The sequence below is a fragment of the Duganella sp. GW822-FHT06D06 genome, assembly GCF_058799615.1.
In genome coordinates, this window is record NZ_JBXALQ010000008.1 from 156,955 (window position 1) to 180,181 (window position 23,227).

The window sequence follows — 23,227 nt, forward strand, 5'->3', positions numbered from 1 at the left end:
ACTATGACTCATCAAGCAAATCTCTTTGACGAACCGGCGCCGGAAGCGGCGGCGGTGGCTCAACCTGTGGCACCTGCGGCACCTGCGCCCTCGCCTGCGCCTGCGTCCGCGCAAGCGGCCGGCGACGAGGCCGTGCGCGACGACGTCAGCGCCGCGCCGCCGGACGGCGGCGGCGGCAACGGCGGCAATGACGGCAATGGCGGCGGCAACGACGGCCCGCCGGGCGGCGGCGACGACGGCGACGGCGGCGACACGCTGACCCTGTCGACCTTCGCCGAACGCGCCTACCTCGACTACGCGATCTCGGTGGTCAAGGGCCGCGCGCTGCCGGACGTGTGCGACGGCCAGAAGCCGGTGCAGCGCCGCATCCTGTACGCGATGAACGAAATGGGCCTGAACAGCACCGCCAAGCCGCGCAAGTCCGCGACCGTGGTCGGCGACGTGCTGGGCAAGCTGCACCCGCACGGCGACCAATCCGTGTACGACGCCATGGTGCGCATGGCGCAGGACTTCTCGCTGCGCTACCCGCTGGTCGACGGCCAGGGTAACTTCGGCTCGCGCGACGGCGACGGCGCCGCGGCGATGCGATACACCGAAGCCCGGTTGACGCCGATCGCCAAGGTGCTGCTCGACGAGATCAACCTCGGCACCGTGGAATTCCAGGCCAACTACGACGGCTCGACCGAAGAACCGTGCCTGCTGCCGGCCCGCCTGCCGATGGTGCTGTTGAACGGCGCCTCCGGCATCGCGGTCGGCCTGGCGACGGAAATCCCGTCGCACAACCTGACCGAAGTGGCGCAAGCGGCCGTCGCCATGATCCGCAATCCGAAGATCAGCCACGCCGAATTGATGGCCATGATCCCGGGCCCGGACTTCCCGGGCGGCGGCCAGATCATCACCCCGCCGTCGCAGATCAGCGACATGTACGCGAGCGGCCGTGGCAGCATGAAAGTGCGCGCCCGCTGGAAGATCGAAGAGCTGGCGCGCGGCCAGTGGCAGGCGGTGGTCACCGAACTGCCGCCGGGCACCTCGTCGCAGAAGGTGCTGGAAGAGATCGAAGAGCTGACCAACCCGAAGATCAAGATGGGCAAGAAGGCGCTGTCGCCGGAACAGATGGCGCTCAAATCGCTGATCCTCAATTCGCTCGACACCATCCGCGACGAATCGGGCCGCGCCGCGCCGGTGCGCCTGGTGTTCGAACCGAAGTCGAAGAACCAGGACCAGACCGAGTTCATGCTGCTGCTGCTGGCGCATACCTCGCTCGAATCGTCGGCCTCGATCAACCTGGTGATGATAGGCGGCGATGGCCGTCCGCGCCAGAAGGGCCTGACCGACATCCTGCAGGAATGGGTCGAATTCCGCTTCGCCACCGTCACCCGCCGCACGCAGTACAAGCTGGGCAAGGTCGACTCGCGCATCCACATCCTGGAAGGCCGCGAGACCATCCTGCTGAACATCGATGAAGTGATCCACATCATCCGCAATTCGGACGAACCGAAAGCGGCGCTGATGGAGCGCTTCCGCCTGTCGGAGATCCAGGCCGAAGACATCCTGGAAATCCGCCTGCGCCAACTGGCCCGCCTGGAAGCGATCAAGATCCAGCAAGAGCTGGCCGAACTGCGCAAGGAAAAAGGCCTGCTGCAAGACCTGCTCGACAACCCATCGTCGATGAAGCGCGCCATCATCAAGGAAATCGACGCCGACGCCAAGACCTATGGCGACGCCCGCCGCACCCTGATCGAAGAAGCGCAGAAAGCCGTGGTCGAACAGAAGGTGGTGGACGAACCGGTCACCGTCATCATTTCGGAAAAAGGCTGGATACGCGCGCGCACCGGCATCGGCCACGACGCCGCGCAGTTCACCTTCAAGGCCGGCGACACGCTGTACGGCGCCTTCGAGTGCCGCACGGTGGACAACCTGCTGGCCTTCGGCAGCAACGGCAAGATCTATTCGGTGCCGGTGGCGGCGCTGCCGAACGCGCGCGGCGACGGCGTGCCGATCACCACCCTGATCGACCTGGCGACCGGCGCCCGCATCCAGCACTACTTCGCCGGCACCGGCAGCACGCAACTGCTGCTGGCGACCAGCGCCGGTTTCGGCTTCGTCGCCAAAGCGGGCGACATGGTCAGCCGCATCAAGGGCGGCAAGGCCTTCATCACCCTGGAAGACGGCGACGTGCCGCTGCCGCCGGCGGTGGTGGCCGACAGCGCCAGCGCGGTGGCCGTATTGTCGGCCAATGCGCGCGTGCTGGTGTTCGGCATGGACGAGATGAAGGTGCTGACCAACGGCGGCCGCGGCGTGATCCTGATGGAATTGGACGACAAGGAAACCCTGATCGCGGCCAAGCCCATCAGCCAGAAAGGCGTGATCGTCGCCGGCATCGGGCGTGGCGGCAAGCCGCAGGAAGAACGCCTGTCCGCCTCGGCGCTGGCGGTCCACTTCGGCAAGCGCGCCCGCAAAGGCAAGGCGCTGGCGACCAAGATCAAGCCAACCTCGCTGACGCCTATCGTCTAAAACACGCAGACGAAAAAAACCGCCGGCCCGAACGCGATCAAGATCGCATTCGGTGCCGGCGGTTTTTTTATGCGCTGCTAATTAGTGCTTGGCAGCGGCGGCTTTGACGTCGGCGGCCGATTTGGCTTTGACAGCGTCGGTCTTGTTGGCGGCGATGGCTTTGTCGGCGGTCGCGTCAACGGTTTCCTTGATGGCCTTGGCGTCGGCTTTCACGTCTTTTTTGCCGACTTTTTCTTCAGCCTTGGCGACCGCTTTGTCGCCCTTGGCTTCTGCCTTGGCCTTGTCCTCAGGATCGGCCTTGCTTACTTTTTCGTTGGCTTTGGCTTTTTCCACGTTGACGTGGGCGGCGCCGGCTTCATGGGTCTGGTTGGCTTTGGCGATAGCCTTGTCGGCCTTCTTGTCGGCTTTGACGTCGGCCTTCAATTCCTTTTCCTGCGCCTTGGCCACGTCCTTGTTGGCTTCAACTTCAGCCTTGACGACGGCCGGAGTCTGGACCGGAGTGGTTTGTGCGTAGGCGGCGGTTGCGAACAGGCCGGCGATCAGGGTAGCGATAATTTTGTTCATGGTGTTTCCTCTCAAAGTTTTATCTGGATGCGTTCTTGTCTTGCCACGTATCCAGAATATGCCGATGAGAGGAAGCGCTCTGTACGGTATCGTACTTAACGGGAATTACCTGCCAGCCCCCGGGCGCGAGTACAAATCGATGATGGCCCCGATGGCGTCGGCGCAGACGGCGCAGAACTTCTCGCTGCGGTCGAACATAATGCACTGCATCTGCGGGCGGTAGTAGCCGCTGGCCTCATAGTTCGCGCCCTCGAACGCGCCCACCGTGTGGACGTGCGGGTCCTTCGAGAACAGCGCGTTGGTCGAATCGAGGTCCTTGCGGAACAAGGCGCTCATCTCCGACTCCGGCCGGTTGGCGGCGCGCAGCGCGGCGCGTTCCTTCTGGTAGGAGCGCGACGCGGTTTCATAGGTATCCTTGGCCCACGGCGTCGGCAGCGGCGTGCCGTCCTTGACGAACTTCTTCCATTTCAGCTGGGCCGGATCGCGCAGCGCGGTGGCATTCGGCTCCCACGGCTCCTGGCGCGTGCCGTTCGACTGGTAGGCCACCGGCGAGGTGTAGTACTCGTCGGCCAGGCCGGCGAAGTGGTGGCCGAATTCGTGCACGAACAGGTAGTCGGCCCAGTCGTTGTTGGCCGCCGCGGTGCTGAACTGGCCGAAGATGCCGCCGCCGCCGTAGGTCTCGTTGTTCACCAAGATCTCGATGAATTCATACGGCGCGTACTGCGCCAGCTCGCGCAGCGCGCGGTTGTCGGTGGTGAGCACGTAACGCTCGCTGCCGAAGATGTCGTAGCGGGTGCCCAGCGGCGAGGCGCGGTGCACGCCGGTCGAAGGACGCGACACGCCCGATTCCTCGGTCGGCAGCGCCAGCGCCCAGACGTTGAAGTCCTTGGCGCGCTCCTTGAACGGCGAGGTGGCGAACAGGTGGTCGGCCAGCTTGCGCGCGGTCGCCTCGAACTTGGCCATGTCGGCCTTGGTGTAGCCGTCGCCCAGGATCAGCAGGTCGACCTTGTCCGGCGACGGACCGTTGACGCGGATGGCGATCGGCTTCGGCGCCGCCGCCATCGAAGCGGGCGGCGTCTGCTTGCGCACCACGTCCATCGCGTCGGTATCGACATCGGCTGTCCACACCACCGAGAAGGCGTTGCGGTCGTCGCGCTTCAGGATGCGCACGCGCACCGGGCGGTCCGGCTTGGGAAAGCGCACCGACTCCTGGAAGCCGCGATTGGCGCGCGTCGCCTCCTCGGTGCTGCGCCATTCGGCGAAGATGGTGGAGAAGCCGCGCGAGTACAGCAGCTCGCCGGTCTTGGCGTCCACCACTTCGACCAGGTTGTTGCCGCGATTGGTGTCGTCGATGGTGCGGCGCATATCGCCCGCCCACGGCAGCGGCTCGATCGCCACGCGCTCCATCGCGTAGCTTTCGTTGAGCGCATTGCCGCTGTGGAGGTAGTCGAGACGGACGGTGGCGGGTTGCGCGGCCATCGCTGGCAGGGCGGCGACGGCAGCGAAAGCGGCCAACGCAAAGGATAAAAGGCGGCTCATGGTCATCCTGTGGTCAAGTTGCAGAGACCGCCATTGTAATCCCGGCAGGACCGGGTGATGGGGGTGGCCTGCACGCTCGCCGCACTGAAACCTCCTGCTTTTTCCGCTGGATTTTACTTGTTTATCCTGTTTTTACAGTCTCTGCCAAAGTCGGGCTAATGCGGCACCAGCGACTGGCCGATGTCGAGCGGCCGGATATCGAGCCGCATGTTCAAAATCGAATAACTCTGCGGCGCCGCCGACGCGTAGCCCACGCTGTCGCGCGTCTTGGAGAAGGTGAACTGGAAGCCCAGCTCCGGCAGCGGCGTATTGCGGCCGCTGGTGGCGATGCCGATCGCCTCGCTGCGGCGGTTGTTCATCAGGTTCTCCATCAGCTCGACCACCGCGTTCTTGCCCAGGATATCGGCCGAGAACACCGGCTCGCGCAGCACCGCCGCATGCGCCTTCAACTTGCCGGCCGCCTTGGCCTCGGACGGCGTGAAGGTATGCGTGCCCAGGTCATACTGGTCGCCCCGGTCCAGATAGCTGATGACGGCGTTGGAGACGTTGAAACCGGCATTGGCCGGATCGGTGGTGGCGCGCGTCAGGTCGATCAGCAGCGCCCCCTTGTGGCCGACGATCTCCACCCGCCGCCGGCTGTCGACCACCATCGCCGTGTTCTCGTCGATGCCCAGCCCGAACTTGTAGCCTTTTTTGAGCATCGCCGGGATCATGCGCGCGAAGCGCCCCCGCACCAGCAGGTGCTGATCGACGAACACGTCGTCGCCGATGAAGCCCAGCCCCGGCGCGATCTCCCTGCCCTCCGTCACGCCGCCGCGCAGCGTGGCGAACACCGTGTTCGGCGCATAGAACATGGTGCTGCTCATGATGGCCGCGCCGGCGCTGCTGCCCGCCACCACGCCGCCGTTGCGGTACAGCTCCCACACCGCCTCCAGCACCGCGCTGCGGCTGCCGTCCTCGCGCACCAGCGCCTGCGTGATGCGGGCCTGGTCGCCGCCGACGAAGAACACCCCGCCGGCGCCGCGCACCGCCGCCGCCAGTTCGGCATCGTCGGCCGCCTGGCGGAAATCGCTGTCGGCCAGCTTGACGGCCAGCGGCACCAGGAAGGCGTCCGCGCCGTACTGCCGCAGGAAACCGACGATGGCCGCGCCCACCGGCGCCGGATCGGCGGCGGCCGACGGCAACACCGCCACCCGCGCCCCCGGCCCGCCCGCCAGCTGCACGATGCGCTGCCAGACGTCGGCGTTGTCCGGCCGCAGGTTGCCGCCGATGATCACCAGCGAACCTTTGGGAGCGGACGGCGCGGCGCCCGAAGCAGCCAGCGCCCCGCCCACCGGCACCGCGAACATCAGCGCCGCCTGCAAGCAATGCTTCAAGAGTGACATCCGCATAAGCGCCCCCGCCATGAAAAATGGGATGGAGCCCGAGGCGCCATCCCATCCAATATACCCGATTTCGCGCCGCCGCTAGCGGTAGCGGTACAGCGGCTGCTGCAGCTGGATCGGCCGGATATCCATGCGCAGCTTGAGCACCGAATACGCCTCGACTTCGGTCGAGCTGTAGCCGACGCTGTTGATGGTTTTACTGAAGCGGAACTCAAAGCCCAGGTCCGGATAGGCGTCGCGCGGATTGCCGAAGGCGATGCCGATGGCTTCCTGCTGGGCGTTGTCGATCAGATTGACCATCAGGTCCAGCACCGCGTTGTTACCCAGGATGTCGTTGGTGAACACCGGCTCGCGCATGTCCGGCTGGTTGGGATCGAGCTTGTTGTCGGCCTTGTCCGGCGACGGCGTGAACTCGCGCGACACCAGGTTGAACTTGTCGCCCCGGTCCAGGTAGCTGATGGTGGCGTTGCTGATGTTGAAGCCCTTGATGCCGCGGTCGGTGATCGCCGCCGACAGGTCCAGCAGCAGCGCGCCGCTGTAGCCGATGATCTCGACGTCGCGCTTGGCGTTGACCACCATCGCGCTGTTCTCGTCGATGCCCAGGCCGATCTGGTAGCCCTTCTTCAGCATCACCGGGATCATGCGGGCGAAGCGGCCGCGCACCAGCAGGTGCTGGTCGACGAACACGTCGTCGCCGATGAAGCCCAGGCCGGAGGCGATTTCATGGCCGTCGTTGACGCCCTGCTTGAGCATGTCCAGGGTCGGCTTGGCGTCGTAGAACATGGTGGTGCTCATGATGGCCGCGCCGGCGCTGGAACCGGCCACCACGCCGCCGTCGCGGTACACGTCCCACACCGCGTCCAGCGCCGCCGTGTGCTTGCCGTCCGGGCGCACCAGCGCCTTGGTGATGCGGGCCTGGTCGCCGCCGGTGAAGTAGATGCCGGTGGCCGAATGGATGGCCGCCACCACTTCCGGATCTTCGGCCGCCTTGCGGTAATCGCTATTGGGCAGCGTCACGCCGAGCGGAATGAAGAACGCCTGGGCGCCGTATTGATTGAGCTTGTTGACGGTGTTCTGGGCCGACTTCTCGGGATTGATCGAGGCCGAGCCGAACACGCCGATGCGCGCGCCCTTGCCGCCGGCCAGGGTGACGATGCGCTGCCAGACTTCGGCATTGTCGGCCCGCAGGCCGCCGCCGATGATGACCAGGTTGCCCGCCGGCGGCGCCAGCACCGGCTTGGGCGGCGGCACCGCCTTGGCCGGCTTGCTGGACTTGACCAGCACCTTGGCGGCCGGCGCGGATCCGCCCCCCTGCGCGGCCACCTGCGCCACACACACGCCCGTGCCGGCGAACACCAGCAGCCAAAGCATGACGAGACGCCGCAGCGTAAAACCTGTTAATTTCATGTTGCCCTTCCGATGAAAACCGGCGCCACGCTCACGCGCGGCGCCGTCGATAATGCAGATGATACCAATCAATTACTCAATCCGGCTTAAAGCATGATTACGTTATCTTACTTGAAGGCGTAATTGGCGCTGACATACAGGCGCCGGCCGCGTGGATCGGTGTAGGTCGGATCATAGCCCGAGATGAAGAAGAAGGCTTGATTCGAATACGGCGGCGCGGTGTTGAACAGGTTCTGCACCCCGGCGCGCAGCTTGAAGGCCTTGTTCACCTGCCAGGCGCCCGACAGGTCCCACAGCGAGTAGGCCTTCACATGGTTGGCCGCCACCACCGTGCCGTCGTCGGTGTTGATCGCCGAGTTCTGGTCTTCATAGCCGCTCGAATACGTGTTCGACAGGCTGGCCGAGTACGGGCCGCGGTCCCAGTCGAAGGTGACCGTGTGGCGCCAGCGCGGCACCACGCCGTCGGTGACGAAGCGTCCCAGGTTGCTCAAATAGGGATCGCCCACCGCGTTCTGGATCTTCGAGTTGAGCACATAGGTGCCCGACAGGTGGCCGCCGAAATTGCCGGCCCAGGTCTTCACGCCACGGTAGTCCAAGGTCAGGTCCAGGCCCGTGGCCAACTGGGCGCCGCGGTTTTCCTTGCGCAGCTCGATGTAGTCGATGGCGCCGTCCTCGTCGCGGTGTACCAGGTCGCCGTACTTGGCCAGGTTGCCCAGGATGACGTCGTCGCCGATCTCGCTGATCAGGTCGGTGCGCTTGATGTTCCAGTAATCCAGCGTCAGCGTCACCTGCTTGGACGGCTCGATCACCATGCCCACCGAGTACTGGCGGCTGTGCTCAGGCTTCAGCTTGACGTTCGAATAGCGGCGAGTGTCCCAGTTGTCGGCGCAGTCGGCGAAGTTGTTGTCCGCCGCCGCGCAGGCGACCGGATCGGGCAAGGTCGCGGTCGCGCTGTAGACGGTCGGGCGGTACAGGTCCGACATCGACGGCGCGCGGAAGCCGCGCCCGGCCGAGGCGCGGAACAGCATGCTCTTGGCCGGCATGTAGGTCACGCCCACCTTCGGGCTGGCGGCGCCGCCGACCACCTGGTAGTGGTCGTAGCGCGCCGACAGCTGCGCCTCCCACTGCTTGGTGAACGGCAGCAGCAGCTCGCCGTACACCGCCTGCACCGTGCGCTTGTCGCTGGTGGCGCGGCCGCCTTCGGGCGCGGCGTCGTTGTTGATGTTATCGCTCAGCAGCAGCGCCGACGGCGTGAAGTCGGTGCGCTCGTGGCGCACTTCGCCGCCGATCGCCAGCGCCGCCTCGCCGCCGGCCAGCTTGCCGACCGCGTGCGCGACCTTGAAGTCGATCGAATCCATCACGCCGCGCGCATGGCGCACGTCGTCGTTGACCTGGATGCTGTCGAGCAGCGCCACGCCGGCCGCGCTGGACGGGCCGAAGGGATTGATCACGCCGTCGTAGATGCCCTGCACCAGCTTGTCGTACAGCAGATAGCCGTGGGTGTCCTTGTCCTTGATGGTGTTGACGCTGTGGTTCAGCGCGACGTCGTAATCGAAGCCGCTGGCGCTGCCGGTCAGGCCGACCACGAAGCGCTGGCTTTCGCTGGTCAACTCGCTGGTGCGGCGGCCGGCGTCGTTGAGGCGGATGCGCAGCTCGACATCGCCGGCCACGTCGTCGTCCGCGCTGGCCTCGTCCGACTCCAGGTCGTACTTGGCCAGGCCCGGTATTCTCTTGTAGTTGACCGCCGCCCGCACCCGCGCCGTCGACGCCACGTAATGGGTCTTCGAGCGGCTCAAGGCGACTTCGGCGAACAGCTGGTTGTCGGCGTTCAGCTGCAGCACGCCGCGGCTGAGGAAATTGACCTTGTCCGACTTCGGATACAGCTCGGTGTCGCGCATGTAGTTGTAGGTGCAGGCGTCGACCCCGCCGATGCCGGCCGGCAGGTACAGATTGGCCGGCGGCGCGCAGCCCGGCACCGACAGGTTGATGGTGCGGTTGGTCAGCGGCTTGCCGTTGAGGGTGAAGCCGTTGTCGTTCAGGTAGTCGCGCTGGGCGCCGGTCAGGCGGATATTGGCCGGCGAGGTATAGCCGGACAGCAGGTGCGGCAGGCGCTCGGGGATCTGCAGGTTGCCGATGAACTTGCGCTGCGAGGTGCTCAGGGCGTCGGTGCGCTGCAGGTCCACCACCGCGAACACGTTGTAGCCGTCGCGCGCCAGGTCGCCGGTGCCGGCGGTCAGCGTGGCGGTGCGCTTGCCGGCGCCGCCCTCCTTGGTCTTGCTGCCGTAGGCGTTCAGCTCCACGCCCTGGAAGTCCTTGCGGGTGATGAAGTTGATCACGCCGCCGATGGCGTCGGTGCCGTACAGCGCCGAGGCGCCGTCCAGCAGCACTTCGACGCGCTGGATGGCGGCGGCCGGGATGTTGTTCAGGTCGACGCCGGTGTCGTCGCCGGGCGAGGCGAAGTTGGCCATGCGGCGGCCGTTGAGCAACACCAAGGTGGACGAGGTGCCGATGCCGCGCAGGTTGGCGCTGTTGAAGCCGCGCTGGTCGTGGCCGTCGGTGATGCTGGCGCCGTCGGTCAGGCCGCCGACATTGGCCGTCACGCGCGCCATCAGCTCGGAGGCGGTGGTGACGCCGGCCTTCTCGATCTCCTCGCGGGTGATCACCTGCACCGGCAGCGCGGTTTCCGATTCGATGCGGCGGATCGCCGAACCGGTGATCTCCACCTTCGGCATCACGGCCGGATTGGCCGGCGCATCCTGCAGCTGCGCTTGCGCCAGCGCCGGCTGGCCCAGCAGGCCGACCACCGCGCCCACGCTCAAGGCCAGGCGCACCGACCGCGCCATTGTCGAAACCCGCATGCTTTGCACATCACCCATGATTTTCTCTCTGATTGTTATATAAATGATTCTATTAAACTAACTGTACGCACATCGCCGGGAAAACTCAAGAAACCGGGTCGCCTTTCGCCGCGCGGCGATTTACTTTGTGAAAATAGTGCTACATACTCAATCTTTGTCGAAAAAGTCCTTCCAGCCATGCAAGTACACAAACATCCGCTGTCCGGCCCGCACAGCAACGCCAACTTTGAACTGACCAGCCTCCACTTCGGCCGCCCGGGCGCCGGCAAGAAGGTCTACATCCAGGCCTCGCTGCACGCCGACGAAGTGCCCGGCATGCTGGTGGCGCAATACCTGCGCAAGCAGCTGGGCGCGCTGGAAGCGGCCGGCCGCATCAACGGCGAAGTGATACTGGTGCCGGCCGCCAATCCGATCGGCCTGGCGCAGGCGATCCACGGCGCCGCCTTCGGCCGCTTCGACCTCACCACCGGCATCAACTTCAACCGCTCGTACAAGCACGTGGCGGACGATCTGAAAAAATCGCTGGCCGGCCTGCTGGGACAGGACGCCGACGCCAACGTGCGGCTGATCCGCGAACACGCGCGCGCCTCGATCGCCGCCTGGCAGCCGTCCACCGACGCCGACACCTTGAAGAAAACCCTGATGACCTTGGCGATCGACGCCGACATCGTGCTCGATCTGCACTGCGACAACGAAGCGGCGCTGCACATCTACGCCGGCACGCCGCTGGCCGAGGGCGTCGCGCCGCTGGCGGCGATCCTGGGCGCGCACGCGCTGCTGCTGGCCTACCAGGCCGGCGGCGAGCCGTTCGACGAAGCCTGCAGCCGCCTGTGGTGGGACCTGGAGCAGCACTTCGAAGGCCGCTACCCGATCCCGGCCGCCTGCCTGTCGACCACCGTCGAACTGCGCGGCGAAATGGAAGTGAGCTACGCGCTGGCGGCGCAGGACGCCGCCGGCCTGATACAGTTCCTGACGCTGAACGGCGTGCTGCAAGCGGCGGACGCCGCGGCCGCAGCCGCCGCCGCCGTGCTGCCGGCGCCGCTGTGCGCCGCCACGCCGCTGGAAGGCGTCGAGCCGCTGGTCGCGCCGCACGCCGGCATCCTGGTCTACACCCGCGAGCTTGGCGCGCGGGTGGCGCCGGGCGACGCCGTGGCCGACCTGATCGACCCGGTCAGCGGCGAGACCACGGTGATCCGCGCCGGCGTAGCCGGGGTGTTCTTCGCCCGCAGCGCGCACCGCCACGTGATCCGTGGCATGAACGTCGGCAAAGTCGCCGGCGCCCAGGCTTACCGTGCCGGCGATTTGCTGAGCCAATGACATTGAACCCGATGACCACTAAAAAATTCAAACTGCCGCACACCTTCGTCCTGCTGTTCATCATCCTGGCCCTGATCGCGGCGGCCACCTGGCTGGTCCCCGGCGGCAAGTACGAGACCCACCTGGTCAACGGCAAGCAGCTGATCGATCCGTCCAGCTTCCACTATATCGCCAGCGCGCCGCAGGGCCTGACGGCGCTGATGAAGGCGCCGATCAAGGGCTTCGTCGACGCCGCGCTGATCATCGGCTTCGTGCTGATCGTCGGCGGCGCCTTCTCGGTGCTACAGAAGACCGAGGCGGTCGACTCGATGATCAAGTCGCTGGCGCGCGCGCACGAAAGCTCGGTGTTCATCCAGAAGGCGCTGATCCCGGTGTTCGTCACCATGTTCTCGATCGGCGGCGCCACCTTCGGCATGAATGAGGAAGCCATACCGTTCATATTGATTTTCGTGCCGCTGGCGCTGGCCCTGGGCTACGACACCATCACCGGCGTATCGATCCCCTTCCTCGGCTCGCAGGTCGGCTTCTCGGCGGCGTTCCTCAATCCCTTCAACGTCGGCATCGCCCAGGGCATCGCCGGCGTGCCGGTGTTCTCCGGCTGGGCCTACCGCCTGATCGTGTGGGTGATCGCCACCGCCATCACCATCGTGTTCCTGATGTGGTACGCGGCGCGCGTGAAGAAGACGCCGGAACTGAGCCCGACCTACACGCTGGACCTGGACAAGCGCCGCGAGCAGCCGCACGGCCTGGGCGAGTTCCACGGCATGACCGGGCGCCACAAGCTGGTGCTGGCGATCTTCGTCGGCTCGCTGGCGATCATGGTGGGCGGCGTGGTTGGCTACGACTGGTACATCGACGAAATCGCCGCGCTGTTCCTGACCATGGGCATCGTCATCGGCCTGGTGGGCAAGCTCGATTCGACCCAGATCGTCGAAGGCTTCATCCAGGGCGCGCGCGACCTGGTGGGCACGGCGCTGGTGATCGCGCTGGCGCGCGGCACCATGATTTTGGCGCGCGACGCCCACATCATCGACACCATGCTGCACTCCTTGATGCCGCTGGTGCAGTCGTCCAGCCCGATCTTCGCGGCGTGGAAGATGTTCGGCATCCAGACCGTGATCAACTTCTTCATCCACTCCGGCAGCGGCCAGGCCGCGCTGACCATGCCGATCATGGCGCCGCTGGCCGACCTGGTGGGCGTAACGCGGCAGACCGCGATCCTGGCGTTCCAGTTCGGCGAGTTCACCACGCCGATGATACCGACGTCGGGCATCACCGTCGGCGTGCTGGCCCTGGCGCGCATCCCGTGGATCACCTGGGCCAAGTGGATGGTGCCGCTGCAGCTGATCTACGCCGTGCTGGCGCTGGCCCTGCTGGTGCCGCCCTGCCTGATGAACTGGCAATAAAGAACGGGGGTCAAGTCTGACATTCGGACACGAGCTCAACTGTAGCGCGCATTACAGTTGAGCTCGTGTCCGAATGTCAGACTTGACCCCCTTGATATTTAGCCGAGGTAGATGTCGCTCTTGAATCGCCAGGCATAGCTCTGGCTGACCTTGAGCTGCTCGGCGTGCCCCCGCAGTTCCACCGTCAGGTTACCCAGTTCGTCGCGCTGCGCGCGGGCGATGGCGCGCACCGCCACCAGCGTGCCCCGGTGGATCTGCCAGAACTGGGCCGGATCCAGCCCCTGCTGCAGCTGCTTGATGGTGGTGCGCACCAGTCCCTCGTCGGTGGCGCTGACCACCCGCGTGTAGCGGCTGTCGGACTCGAAGAACAACACCTCCTCGATGGGGAATATCTTGATGGTGTTGCCGGCGTTGGTGCTGATCCAGCGTATCCGTTCGGCCTGCGTATGGCTGCGCAGCTGACGGTCGAACTCCCCCATCATGCGCAACAGGTCGGGCATGGCCGCCCCCGCCGCCAGCTGGCTGCGCAGGCGCTCCACGGTCTGGGTCAGGCGGCTCAGCGCAATGGGCTTGAGCAGGTAATCGAGCGCGCCCAGGCCGAAGGCTTCGATCGCGTGCGCATCGTAGGCGGTGGTGAACACCAGGCGGCAGCGGCCTTCGCTGGCGCGCGCCACATCCAGCCCGCTGAGCGCCGGCATGCGGATATCGAGAAACGCCACATCGGGCTTGTGCAGGGCGATGGCGGCCAGCGCTTCGCCACCGTCTTCGCATTCGGCCACGATCTCCAGCTCCGGCCACACCTGCGCCAGCAGGCGGCGCAAGTCGCCGCGCTGCAGGTCTTCATCATCGGCAATGACAGCGGTCGGCATCTAAGCGCCCTTTCCTGGCAACGCCCGCAGCGGCAGCGCTATGCAGACTTCCAGCCCGCCCTGCTCCCTGGCGCTGAGCCGCAGCGCGGCCTGGTCGCCATACAGATGCTGCAGCCGCTCGCGGATATTCGTCAGGCCGATGCCGCTGCCGCTACTACTGCCGCCGAAGCCGGCACCATCGTCTGCCACCGCCAGCACCAGCTGGTCGCCGCCGTCGGCCTGGCGCCGGGTCACGCTGACGACTATCTCGACCGGCCCTTTTTTCGGCTCGATACCATGCTTGACGGCGTTTTCCACCAGCGAGATGAGCATCAGCGGCGGAATCGCGCAGCGCTGCAAGTCCTCCGGGCATTCGACCCGGAAGGCCAGGCGCGGCAAGCGGGCATGGATCACGCCCAAATAGGCGCGCACCGCGTCGAGCTGCGTACCCAGCTCCACCAGCAGGTGCCCGCCTTCGTTGCGGATCTGCGGGATCGTCGCCCGCAGGTAGTCCACCAGATGATCGATAATGGCCACGCCGCGCGCCGGGTCGCTCAGGATGGCGGCGCGCACGCCCGACAGGGTGTTGAACAAAAAGTGCGGCTCGACCTGGCTGGCCAGCACGGATAGCCGCATCGCCACCTCGTTGCGTTCGTCCTTGTAGCGCTCCATCTGTTCCTGCAGCTGGGCGTCCTGCAGGCTCCGCCGCTGGCGCAGGTAGGCCAGCAGGTCGCCGCTCCCGCCCAGCCACAGCAACACCATCGACCACACCACCAGGTTGAGCAGGCGTTCGGACGGGTCGTTCTGCATCCGCGTGAACTGCGACATGTAGCCGCCGGCCACCATGCCGCAGACGAGGGCCGCGACCACGCCGGCCACCTCCCGCCGTTTCGACCAGCCGCGCTGGCACACCAGCACGGCCAGCCAGCGCCCCAACAGCAGCGCCACCACCACCATCGCCCACAAGGCGAACATGAACAGCAGACTGGACGGTGCCCCGGCCCTGGTGGGCGTCATGGCGCCGAGTATCGTCAGGCAGCCGCTGAACACCACCATCGGCAACAGGAAGGAACGCACGCGGTAGACAAACCAGGTGCGGCCGAACACCGGGTATTGCCGCGCCCTGGCCGACCATCCAGCCAGTTGCCCCGCCAGCCGGGCCGGAATCGGTTGATCTTTCGCGCTGTCGGGTAGTACCTGCATATCCATCATGTCCATTCAAATCGTCGGTTTACTGTACCTGCTGGCCTATCCAGTCCGTCATCACCGCCAGTGCCGACGGCGCCAGCGTTTCCTCGATCCCCACATACTCATCGCCGCCGCCGGTGATCGCGGTCTGGAACAGGTGATTCAGTTTGGGTAGCTCTTTTACCACAGCGCGCGGATTGTTGGCCAGTGCGGCGCGGATCGCGTCGAGATCGAGCGTGGCGGGCACCTGGCGATCAAGCGCGCCATTGAGTACCAGCACAGGCTGGCGCAGCGCCCGCAACGGCGGGCCCGGTTCGAGGCCGAGGAAGGCGTGAAACCACGGGCTGGTATAGCGCTTCGCGCTCGCCGCCGCCGTGCCGGGAGCGAGCAGGCCTTCGCGCTCGCCCTGCTCCAGGATGGCCTGCGCCTTCAATCTGGCTTGTTCGCGGTCAGGTTCGGCGGCGATGGCGCCGAACAGCGCGCGGTTCATCGCGCGCTCCTTGTCGATGGCTTCCGCCTTGGCGCCTTCCGCCGCGGCCATCGCCGCCCGCTGTTCGACCATCAGCAGCTCGCCGCGCACGCCCGGTCCGGCCAGCATGACGACGAAGCCCAATTGCGGCTCGCGCACCGCCACGATGGGCGCAATCAGCCCACCTTCGGAATGGCCCACGATGCCGATGCGGCGGGCGTCGATCCCGGCGCGGGTGCGCAGGAAGGCGACGGCGGCCTGCGCGTCGGCGGCGAAATCGAGGGTGGTGGCGGCCTTGTAGTCGCCGGTCGAGCCGCCGACGCCGCGCTTGTCGTAGCGCAGCACGGCGATGCCGTGACGTGTCAGGTGGTCGGCCAGCACCAGGAAGATCTTGTGCCCGAAGATGTCCTGGTCGCGGCTATTGGGACCGGAGCCATGCACCAGCACCACCGCCGGCCAGGGTCCTGGGCCTTGGGGGACGGTCAGCGTGCCGGCCAGTTGCAGCGCGGCGCCGGCGTTGGCGAAGCGGACTTCCTCGCTGGCGTAGGCTGGCGCGGCGGCGGCGATGGCCTGTTCCTGCGGCCGCCGCGGTTGTAGCGCGGCCAGCGTGACGGCGTCGATGCGCTGCAAATTCAGCGCTTGCTTCTCCCCCTGGGTCCACGTCCCGGTCCAGGCCTTGGCCTGCTCGTCCCAAGTGGCCCGGTAGCCGGCATTCAGGCTGGTGATGGCAAAGCTGATGTGGGTGGCGTCGGTGGCGAATTGGTCGACCTTGGCCGAGGCACCCTGGCTGGGACTGGCCAACGTCGCCTCCCAAACGCCGCCGGCGGACTTGGCGACGTTCAGCGTCACGGTCAACGCGCCGCCGATGGCGCCGCTCCACAACCCTTGCGCATCCTCCGCGCAGGCCGGCAAGGCGGTGCTCACTGCGATCACGGCCGACAGCCCGGCTACAAATTTTTTCATGATGCGCCCTTCCTGAAAACGAGAAGGCCCCACCTTAGCCCAACGCCGCGCACACGCGGGAGGATGCGTCCAATCACGCACTGGCTGTCATGAACGGCCCATATCCAGTCATGGACGCGCCAGCCGCGACCAACTGGCCAGCGGTAGATCGTCATCAATGCTCAATCTACGGCAAGTGCTAACTTGGCTCCGATCTCGCCAACAAACGGCACCATGGGGGCATATTGATATCTATTCCCAAACCATCCTACCTCGACCAGTGCGTCTACCTCGGCGCACGCAATGGTGAAAAGCGCTGGCAATCCAAGGATAGGACTAAACTATATACGTGGGATTGGACGCACGGCGAAATCGAGGTGTTCAATAAGCGCGGCAGCCATCTGGGCAGCCTTGACGCCGTCACCGGGGTACTCATCAAAGACGCAGTCGCGGGGAGGAAAATCGATGTCTAGCTTTATTGAAAAATGCCTCTTGCGCGAAGCTCGACCGGAAGACATTGATGACTTCATCGAGCTTTGGCATCAAAATCCCGGCGGGCAATCGCTCCACGAATATCTGGGGATGACACGCAACGAGTATGCGTTCTGGATCGCCAATGCGGCCATCCTGCCGACGCTCCTCAGCATCCGCTCAAAACATCAAAGCATGGACCAACTGCTTGCGGAGTTTGACCATCAGCTTCCGGCTGTGGCCAAGTCCGCAAGTCCAGCGGGAGCAATGGCTTTGATGAAATGGCTGAAGGCCCGCGAAGCCTAATTGCTGTAGATGTTGGGAAAATAACGCTCCATCAACGACGCCGGCCGGGCCGGCGGCGTGAAGCCGAACTTTTCGTACAGGCCGTGCGCGTCGCCGGTCGCCAGCGTGAAGCGGCGCAGTCCCTGCAGGTCCGGGTGGCCCAGCACCGCCTCCATCAGCTGGGTGCTGTAGCCGCGCCCCCGATACTCGGGCAGCACGAACACGTCGACCAGGTTGGCGAAGGTGGCGCAGTCGGTCACCACCCGCGCAAAGCCGATCTGCCGCCCGTCCAGGTAGGCGCCGAAGCACAGCGAATTGTCGATCGCCCGCTCCAGCACCGGCAGCGGCATGCCGACCGCCCAGGTCGACTGCTCGCTGATAAATTGATAAATCAGCGGCACGTCCAGATCCGCCTTGTTGGTGCTGATGTGTAAAGTCGTCATGATTTCGATACTCAAAATACCAATGTTGACATATTTTTTGGCAGCTTGCGGTTTATAATCGGTGTCGACATCAATCACGCGCACAAGACTTCCCCACTATGACAGCACAACTTTCAAAAAAAAGCGAAGCCTGGTCGGCCCGTTTTAACGAACCCGTTTCGGACCTGGTCAAACGCTACACCGCTTCCGTCTTCTTCGACAAGCGCCTGGCCAAGGCCGACATCCAGGGCTCGCTGGCCCACGCCGAAATGCTGGCCGCGCAAGGCATCATCAGCGCCGCCGACCGCGCCGAGATCGAGCGCGGCATGGCGCAGATCTCGGCCGAGATCGAAGCCGGCCAGTTCGAATGGCTGCTGGACCTGGAAGACGTCCACCTGAATATCGAAAAACGCCTGACCGAACTGGTGGGCGACGCCGGCAAGCGCCTGCACACCGGCCGTTCCCGCAACGACCAGGTGGCCACCGACATCCGTCTGTACGTGCGCTCCGCCATCGACGACGTGGTCGAGCTGCTGGCGGCCCTGCGCGGCGCCCTGACCGACCTGGCCGAGAAAAACGCCGACACCATCATGCCCGGCTTCACCCACATGCAAGTGGCGCAGCCGATCACCTTCGGCCACCACATGCTGGCCTACGTCGAAATGTTCGGCCGCGACGCCGAGCGCATGGCCGACTGCCGCAAGCGCGTCAACCGCCTGCCGCTGGGCGCCGCCGCGCTGGCCGGCACCACCTTCCCGATCGACCGCCTGCGCGTGGCCAGGACGCTGGGCTTCGACGACGTCTGCCACAACTCGCTGGACGCCGTCTCCGACCGCGACTTCGCCATCGAGTTCACCGCCGCCGCCTCGCTGATCATGACCCACATCTCGCGCATGTCGGAAGAGCTGGTGATCTGGATGAGCCCACGGGTGGGCTTCATCGACATCGCCGACCGCTTCTGCACCGGCTCGTCGATCATGCCGCAAAAGAAAAACCCGGACGTGCCGGAACTGGCGCGCGGCAAGACCGGCCGCGTGTACGGCCACCTGATGGGCCTCCTGACCCTGATGAAAGGCCAGCCGCTGGCCTACAACAAGGACAACCAGGAAGACAAGGAACCGCTGTTCGACACCGTCGACACCGTGGTCGACACGCTGCGCATCTTCGCCGACATGGCCGGCGGCATCAGCGTCAAGCCGGAGGCGATGCGCGCCGCCGCCCTGCAAGGCTACGCCACCGCCACCGACCTGGCCGACTACCTGGTCAAGAAAGGCCTGCCGTTCCGCGACGCCCACGAAGCCGTGGCCCGCGCCGTGCGCGCCTGCGACGACCTCAAGATCGACCTGTCGGAAATGTCGCTCGACCAGTTGCGCGCCTATTCGACCTTGATCGACGACGACGTGTTCGCCGTGCTGACGCTGGAAGGCTCGGTCGCCGCGCGCGACCACGTCGGCGGCACCGCGCCCAACCAGGTGCGCAAGGCCATCGCCCGCGTGCGCGAGCAGCTGGCCAAATAAGACAATGGCGCGCCGCCCCCGGCGCGCCGTCTACTGCGTCACGATTTTCGACAGCACCGTGAACGCCGCGCCGGTCTGGTTCTGCTCCAGCAGGATGGTCAGCTCGGTGTAGGTGCAGATCATGTTGACCAGGTTGATCTTGTCCCACGCCAGCTGCTTCAGTATGGCGTGATAGATGCCCGGCGTGCGGCTGGTGTCCGGGTTCAGGTGCAGCGTCACCGCGTTCAGATTGTCCTGCCGCGCCAGCAGCCGCTCGCCGGCGAACACCTCCTCCACCATCACCGTCAGCGCGCGGCTGCAAATGACCATCACCTCGTTGACGCCGCGCGTGACCGTGACGAAGGCGCCGCGCATCGGCTCCGCCCTCGACAACAGCTGGCGGTGGCATTCGTTGATGCTGTCCGAATAGCGGTAGGTGTATTCGGTCAGCTCGGTGCGGGTGGTCAGCTCGCCGGTCTTCTGCGCCAGCGCGAGCGGCTGGTTGCTGGCCTCCGGCAGGCGCTCGGCCACGCGCCGCAGCGCCATCACCACCGCCGCCTGGCCGACCGGCTTCCACATATCGCTTTCCAGTTGCGGCTGCAACTGGCGCGCCAGCTCCGACAAATTAATCAAGTTGCGCCGCAAGCCCTCCGTGAGGAAGGACGACTCCATGACGATGCGTTCTACTTTGGTTGCTATCGACAGCATACAAGCTCCCCTGTCCACGCGCCGGCGGACAAATTCAATACTGAACTGCAGGCGCTGCGCCAAGCGTCGCGCCCTGGTAGGCGCCCGCGCGGCGACGCAATCACGCTGCCGGCGCCTCGGATGGAGACGCGGCGGCTAACGGGATGCGGCAAGCGGTGATGATTGGAGGTCGATGCTAGGCCGGTGGCGGCGCCGTCGTGTGGGCGGCGCGCAGTGCGCGGGCGGAACTGACATTATGCGTTGGGTATGCGGTCATTATTTTCTTCCTGTGGTTCCCGTTGCGCTTGTTACCAAGGGTCGTGCCCTGCGCTTTTTATATGCCAGTCACGAACCATAATCCGAGCTGGCATCAACTAGTTTAATTCGCAATATTAGAACTCTGCAACCACGATTTGCTGAAAATTTGGGCATTGTGTTGCGTAGCCACCGAAAATAGAGGGTCGCACCTAGTTCGTTGTTGATATAAGACAAACCAAGCCTATCGTGCGCATTCATGCGGCTTACATCTGGTATGGAGGCCGCCGCCGCCGCTGTTTTCCCGCCCGCCGGAGTGTCTAATTTCGGACATTTTCTTGTTTCGCGACTAATTTTCCAAGTTTTTTGACTTCGTGATCGCGACAGGAATAGTGTCGCCCCTACTCGCCGTTTTAGCCGCAAAAAAACGCTGCCAGGCCAACCGCCGAAGCAGCGTTGGGAACGCCGAGTCGGCCACTATCCCGGCCAAGGCCGCACCTAGCGAAAACACATAGACCACATGGAGAAGAGATGAATTTACGTAAGACCCTACTTGCCGCATCCATTGTCGCCGCACTACCGATGATGGCTTCCAATGCAGCCCAAGCGGCGGCACAGCTGATGTCCGCGCCAGTGGCCCAGGCCTCTCCACAAGAGAGCGCCGGGCTGGTGGCCAAACTCAGCGCCCTGGACCACCAGCGCGGCCTGTCCGCCGACCATAGCTTCCGCATCGCCAGCCAGCACCCCGGCGTCGTCGGCGAGAAGATCACCCGCGCCAACCACACCTTCAAAGGCCTGCGCGTGTTCGGTTCGGAATCGGTGGTGGTGACCAACGACGCCGGCGACATCGTCAGCGAATCGGTGTCCGACCGCCGCACCAAGCTGGGCGCCCCCGCCGCCTCGAACGGCGGCCGTTCGGCCACCGTCGCCCCGGCCGACTGGAACCCGACGCTGAGCGCCAGCGACGCCATCGCGCAGGTGGTCAAGGCGGTCGCGCCGAGCGGCACCCACCGCTGGGCGCCGAACGCCGAGCTGCTGATCTATCCGGTGATGAAATCGGTGCGCGTGGCCTCGGCCCTGAACAAGTCCGAAGCGGCGCTCAACGCCACCGACCTGGAAGAGGTGATCGACCGCTACGAGCTGGCCTACCTGGTGCAGACCCGCATGGCCGACAAGGGCAAGCTGGTGTACTTCGACACCGTGGTCAACGCCAAGACCGGCGCCGTGATCGCCCAATGGAAAGCGCTGCAGACCGTGGTCGGCACCGGCAACAGCCAGTACAACGGCACCGTGCCGATCCAGACCTCGCTGTCGGGCAGCACCTACAAGATGCTGGACTCCACCCGCGGCACCGGCGGCGCCTACGGCGGCATGGCGATCACCAATGCCAACCACAGCTCGGCCAACAACCCGAACCCCGGCAGCATCTACACCAACACCAGCAACACCTGGGGCGACGGCCAGCAGTACATCAACGGCGGCAGCACCACCAACGCCAACGGCCAGACCGCCGCGGTCAACGCGCTGTGGGGCCTGATGAACACCTACGACGCGCTGAAGAACGTGCTGGGCTGGCAATCGCTGGACGGTAACAACACCGCCACCTACATCGCCGCCCACGTCGACAACCAGTACGACAACGCCTTCTTCGACCCAGGCTGCAAGTGCATGTACATCGGCGACGGCTCCAGCTTCTACAGCCTCGGCTCGATCGACGTGATCGGCCACGAGATGTCGCACGGCGTCACCGACGCCACCTCCAACCTGAACTACGCCGGCGAATCGGGCGGCTTGAACGAATCGAACTCGGACATCGGCGGCGAGATGGTGGAAGCCTATGCGCGCGCCGGCGGCACCGGCGGCGTGATCCCGGCATCCGGCAACGATTGGATGATGGGCAAGGAGATCAGCCGCTCCGGCCAGCCGCTGCGCTGGATGTACAAGCCAAACAAGGACGGTAGCAGCCCGGACGCCTGGAGCAGCACGATCAAGAACCTCGACGTGCACTACTCAAGCGGCCCCAACAACCGCATGTTCTACTTCCTGTCGCAAGGCTCGAACTCCAGTTCGTCGAGCGAGTACTACTCGAAATACCTGGTCAAGAGTCCGGCCGCGATGACCGGCATCGGCAACGACAAGGCGTTCCGCATCTGGTTCAAGGCGCTGACCACCAAGTTCACCTCCACCACCAACTACGCCGACGCCCGCACCAAGGTGTTGACCGCAGCGACGGAACTGTATGGCGCGGGCTCGAAAGAAGTCATCGCCGTGACGCGCGCCTATGCGGCGATCAACGTCGGCGCCGACGTCGACGAAACCGGCGCCACCGGCGGCGTGTCGATCACGACCCAGCCGTCCAGCGTCAGCGTGGCGGCCGGCTCCACCGCGTCGTTCAGCGTGGGCGCCACCGGCGGCACTTCGCCGTACACCTACAAGTGGTACCGCAACGGCGCCGTCATCAGCGGCGCCACCTCGGCCACCTACTCGCTGACGGCGCAGACGGCCGACAACGGCGCGGTGTTCAACGCCGTGGTCAGCGACTCGTCGTCGCCGGTCAAGACCGCCACCTCGGGCAACGCCACGCTGACCGTCGGCACCAGCGGCGGCACCACCGAGCGCGTGACCAACGGCGGCTTCGAGTCGGGCGCCACCGGCTGGGCCGGCACCACCGGCGTGATCGGCAACTACAGCGGCCAGACCGCCTACGAAGGCAGCAAGTTCGCCTGGCTGGGTGGTAACGGCACCACCGCGTCGGAAACCATCACCCAGGCGGTGACGATTCCTTCGACCGTGACCTCGGCCACGCTGACCTACGCGCTGCACATCGACACCGCGGAAACCGGCAGCACCGTCTACGACAGGATGGTGGTGACGGTGAAGAACAGCGCCGGCTCGGTGCTGGGCACCCTGGCCTCATATTCGAACGTGAATGCGGCCAGCGGCTACCAGATCCGCACCTTCAACATGAGCGCGTACAAAGGCCAGACCGTCACGCTGTCGTTCGCCATGACGGAAGACTCGTCGCTGCAAACGTCGTTCGTGGTGGACAAGGTCAGCCTGATCACTCAGTAAGCGTAACAGGCAGCCCCGCCTGACCCGACGGGGCTGTATTTGCCGGGGCGGCAGCCCATCGCCGCCCCGTTTTTTTTGGCTGAGTGCTTAAGGCAGTACGCG

The 23,227-nt window shown here is 65.3% G+C and carries 17 protein-coding genes; 7 read left to right on the plus strand and 10 right to left on the minus strand.

Annotated features, from left to right (window positions below; all coding sequences use genetic code 11):
* Window positions 1-3 precede the first annotated feature (3 nt).
* Window positions 4-2,514 (plus strand): DNA topoisomerase IV subunit A, encoded by a 2,511-nt coding sequence (gene parC / locus AC1RMD_RS16795; RefSeq protein WP_492927825.1) that lies wholly within the window; start codon window positions 4-6, stop codon window positions 2,512-2,514.
* Window positions 2,515-2,595: 81 nt separating this feature from the next.
* Here the strand turns inward: parC and AC1RMD_RS16800 are convergent, their stop codons facing one another.
* The 5 genes from AC1RMD_RS16800 to AC1RMD_RS16820 form a co-directional block, all read right to left on the minus strand.
* A complete protein-coding gene (locus tag AC1RMD_RS16800) occupies window positions 2,596-3,078 on the minus strand; it encodes a hypothetical protein (RefSeq protein WP_492927826.1) in 483 nt (160 codons plus the stop codon).
* 105 nt (window positions 3,079-3,183) lie between these two features.
* Window positions 3,184-4,617 carry an IgA Peptidase M64 gene (locus AC1RMD_RS16805; RefSeq protein WP_492927827.1) on the minus strand — a complete coding sequence of 478 codons (1,434 nt, stop codon included), beginning with the start codon at window positions 4,615-4,617 and terminating at the stop codon, window positions 3,184-3,186.
* A 155-nt stretch (window positions 4,618-4,772) separates the two neighbouring features.
* Window positions 4,773-6,002: a cyanophycinase gene (locus AC1RMD_RS16810; RefSeq protein WP_492927944.1), complete on the minus strand. Its 1,230-nt coding sequence runs from the start codon at window positions 6,000-6,002 to the stop codon at window positions 4,773-4,775.
* A gap of 81 nt (window positions 6,003-6,083) precedes the next feature.
* Window positions 6,084-7,409 (minus strand): cyanophycinase, encoded by a 1,326-nt coding sequence (locus tag AC1RMD_RS16815; RefSeq protein WP_492927828.1) that lies wholly within the window; start codon window positions 7,407-7,409, stop codon window positions 6,084-6,086.
* Window positions 7,410-7,516: 107 nt separating this feature from the next.
* Window positions 7,517-10,267 (minus strand): TonB-dependent receptor, encoded by a 2,751-nt coding sequence (locus AC1RMD_RS16820; RefSeq protein WP_492927829.1) that lies wholly within the window; start codon window positions 10,265-10,267, stop codon window positions 7,517-7,519.
* Between the two features lie 177 nt (window positions 10,268-10,444).
* Between AC1RMD_RS16820 and AC1RMD_RS16825 the strand changes: the two genes are divergently transcribed.
* The gene (locus tag AC1RMD_RS16825; RefSeq protein ID WP_492927830.1) at window positions 10,445-11,584 is read left to right on the plus strand and encodes a succinylglutamate desuccinylase/aspartoacylase family protein; all 1,140 of its coding nucleotides are present in this window, start codon (window positions 10,445-10,447) and stop codon (window positions 11,582-11,584) included.
* 11 nt (window positions 11,585-11,595) lie between these two features.
* On the plus strand, window positions 11,596-12,990 hold the full coding sequence (locus AC1RMD_RS16830; RefSeq protein WP_492927831.1) for a YfcC family protein: 1,395 nt from the start codon (window positions 11,596-11,598) through the stop codon (window positions 12,988-12,990).
* 98 nt (window positions 12,991-13,088) lie between these two features.
* On the opposite strand, the gene AC1RMD_RS16835 is transcribed toward AC1RMD_RS16830, so the two are convergent.
* Genes AC1RMD_RS16835 through AC1RMD_RS16845 form a run of 3 tightly spaced genes read right to left on the minus strand, consistent with a single transcriptional unit; the run spans window position 13,089 to window position 16,458 of the window.
* Window positions 13,089-13,859 (minus strand): LytR/AlgR family response regulator transcription factor, encoded by a 771-nt coding sequence (locus AC1RMD_RS16835; protein ID WP_492927832.1) that lies wholly within the window; start codon window positions 13,857-13,859, stop codon window positions 13,089-13,091.
* Window positions 13,860-15,041 (minus strand): sensor histidine kinase, encoded by a 1,182-nt coding sequence (locus tag AC1RMD_RS16840; protein WP_492927833.1) that lies wholly within the window; start codon window positions 15,039-15,041, stop codon window positions 13,860-13,862.
* 28 nt (window positions 15,042-15,069) lie between these two features.
* On the minus strand, window positions 15,070-16,458 hold the full coding sequence (locus tag AC1RMD_RS16845) for an alpha/beta hydrolase family protein (protein WP_492927834.1): 1,389 nt from the start codon (window positions 16,456-16,458) through the stop codon (window positions 15,070-15,072).
* Window positions 16,459-16,682: 224 nt separating this feature from the next.
* Here AC1RMD_RS16845 and AC1RMD_RS16850 point away from each other — a divergent pair, with 224 nt between their 5' ends.
* Together AC1RMD_RS16850 and AC1RMD_RS16855 are read left to right on the plus strand one after the other, a co-directional pair.
* On the plus strand, window positions 16,683-16,910 hold the full coding sequence (locus AC1RMD_RS16850) for a colicin E3/pyocin S6 family cytotoxin (protein ID WP_492927835.1): 228 nt from the start codon (window positions 16,683-16,685) through the stop codon (window positions 16,908-16,910).
* Window positions 16,903-17,214, plus strand: a complete 312-nt coding sequence (locus tag AC1RMD_RS16855; RefSeq protein ID WP_492927836.1) for a hypothetical protein — start codon at window positions 16,903-16,905, stop codon at window positions 17,212-17,214. Before AC1RMD_RS16850 ends, AC1RMD_RS16855 begins: the two co-directional genes overlap by 8 nt.
* Here AC1RMD_RS16855 and AC1RMD_RS16860 read toward each other — a convergent pair.
* Window positions 17,211-17,636 (minus strand): GNAT family N-acetyltransferase, encoded by a 426-nt coding sequence (locus AC1RMD_RS16860; RefSeq protein ID WP_492927837.1) that lies wholly within the window; start codon window positions 17,634-17,636, stop codon window positions 17,211-17,213. The two genes, AC1RMD_RS16855 and AC1RMD_RS16860, sit on opposite strands and share 4 nt — an antisense overlap.
* 98 nt (window positions 17,637-17,734) lie before the next feature.
* Between AC1RMD_RS16860 and argH the strand changes: the two genes are divergently transcribed.
* Window positions 17,735-19,132 carry an argininosuccinate lyase gene (gene argH, locus AC1RMD_RS16865; protein WP_492927838.1) on the plus strand — a complete coding sequence of 466 codons (1,398 nt, stop codon included), beginning with the start codon at window positions 17,735-17,737 and terminating at the stop codon, window positions 19,130-19,132.
* A 30-nt stretch (window positions 19,133-19,162) separates the two neighbouring features.
* Here the strand turns inward: argH and AC1RMD_RS16870 are convergent, their stop codons facing one another.
* Window positions 19,163-19,819 carry a hypothetical protein gene (locus tag AC1RMD_RS16870; protein ID WP_492927839.1) on the minus strand — a complete coding sequence of 219 codons (657 nt, stop codon included), beginning with the start codon at window positions 19,817-19,819 and terminating at the stop codon, window positions 19,163-19,165.
* Between the two features lie 765 nt (window positions 19,820-20,584).
* On the opposite strand from AC1RMD_RS16870, the gene AC1RMD_RS16875 reads away from it, so the two are divergent.
* On the plus strand, window positions 20,585-23,125 hold the full coding sequence (locus AC1RMD_RS16875) for a M4 family metallopeptidase (protein WP_492927840.1): 2,541 nt from the start codon (window positions 20,585-20,587) through the stop codon (window positions 23,123-23,125).
* The last annotated feature ends 102 nt before the right edge of the window (window positions 23,126-23,227 follow it).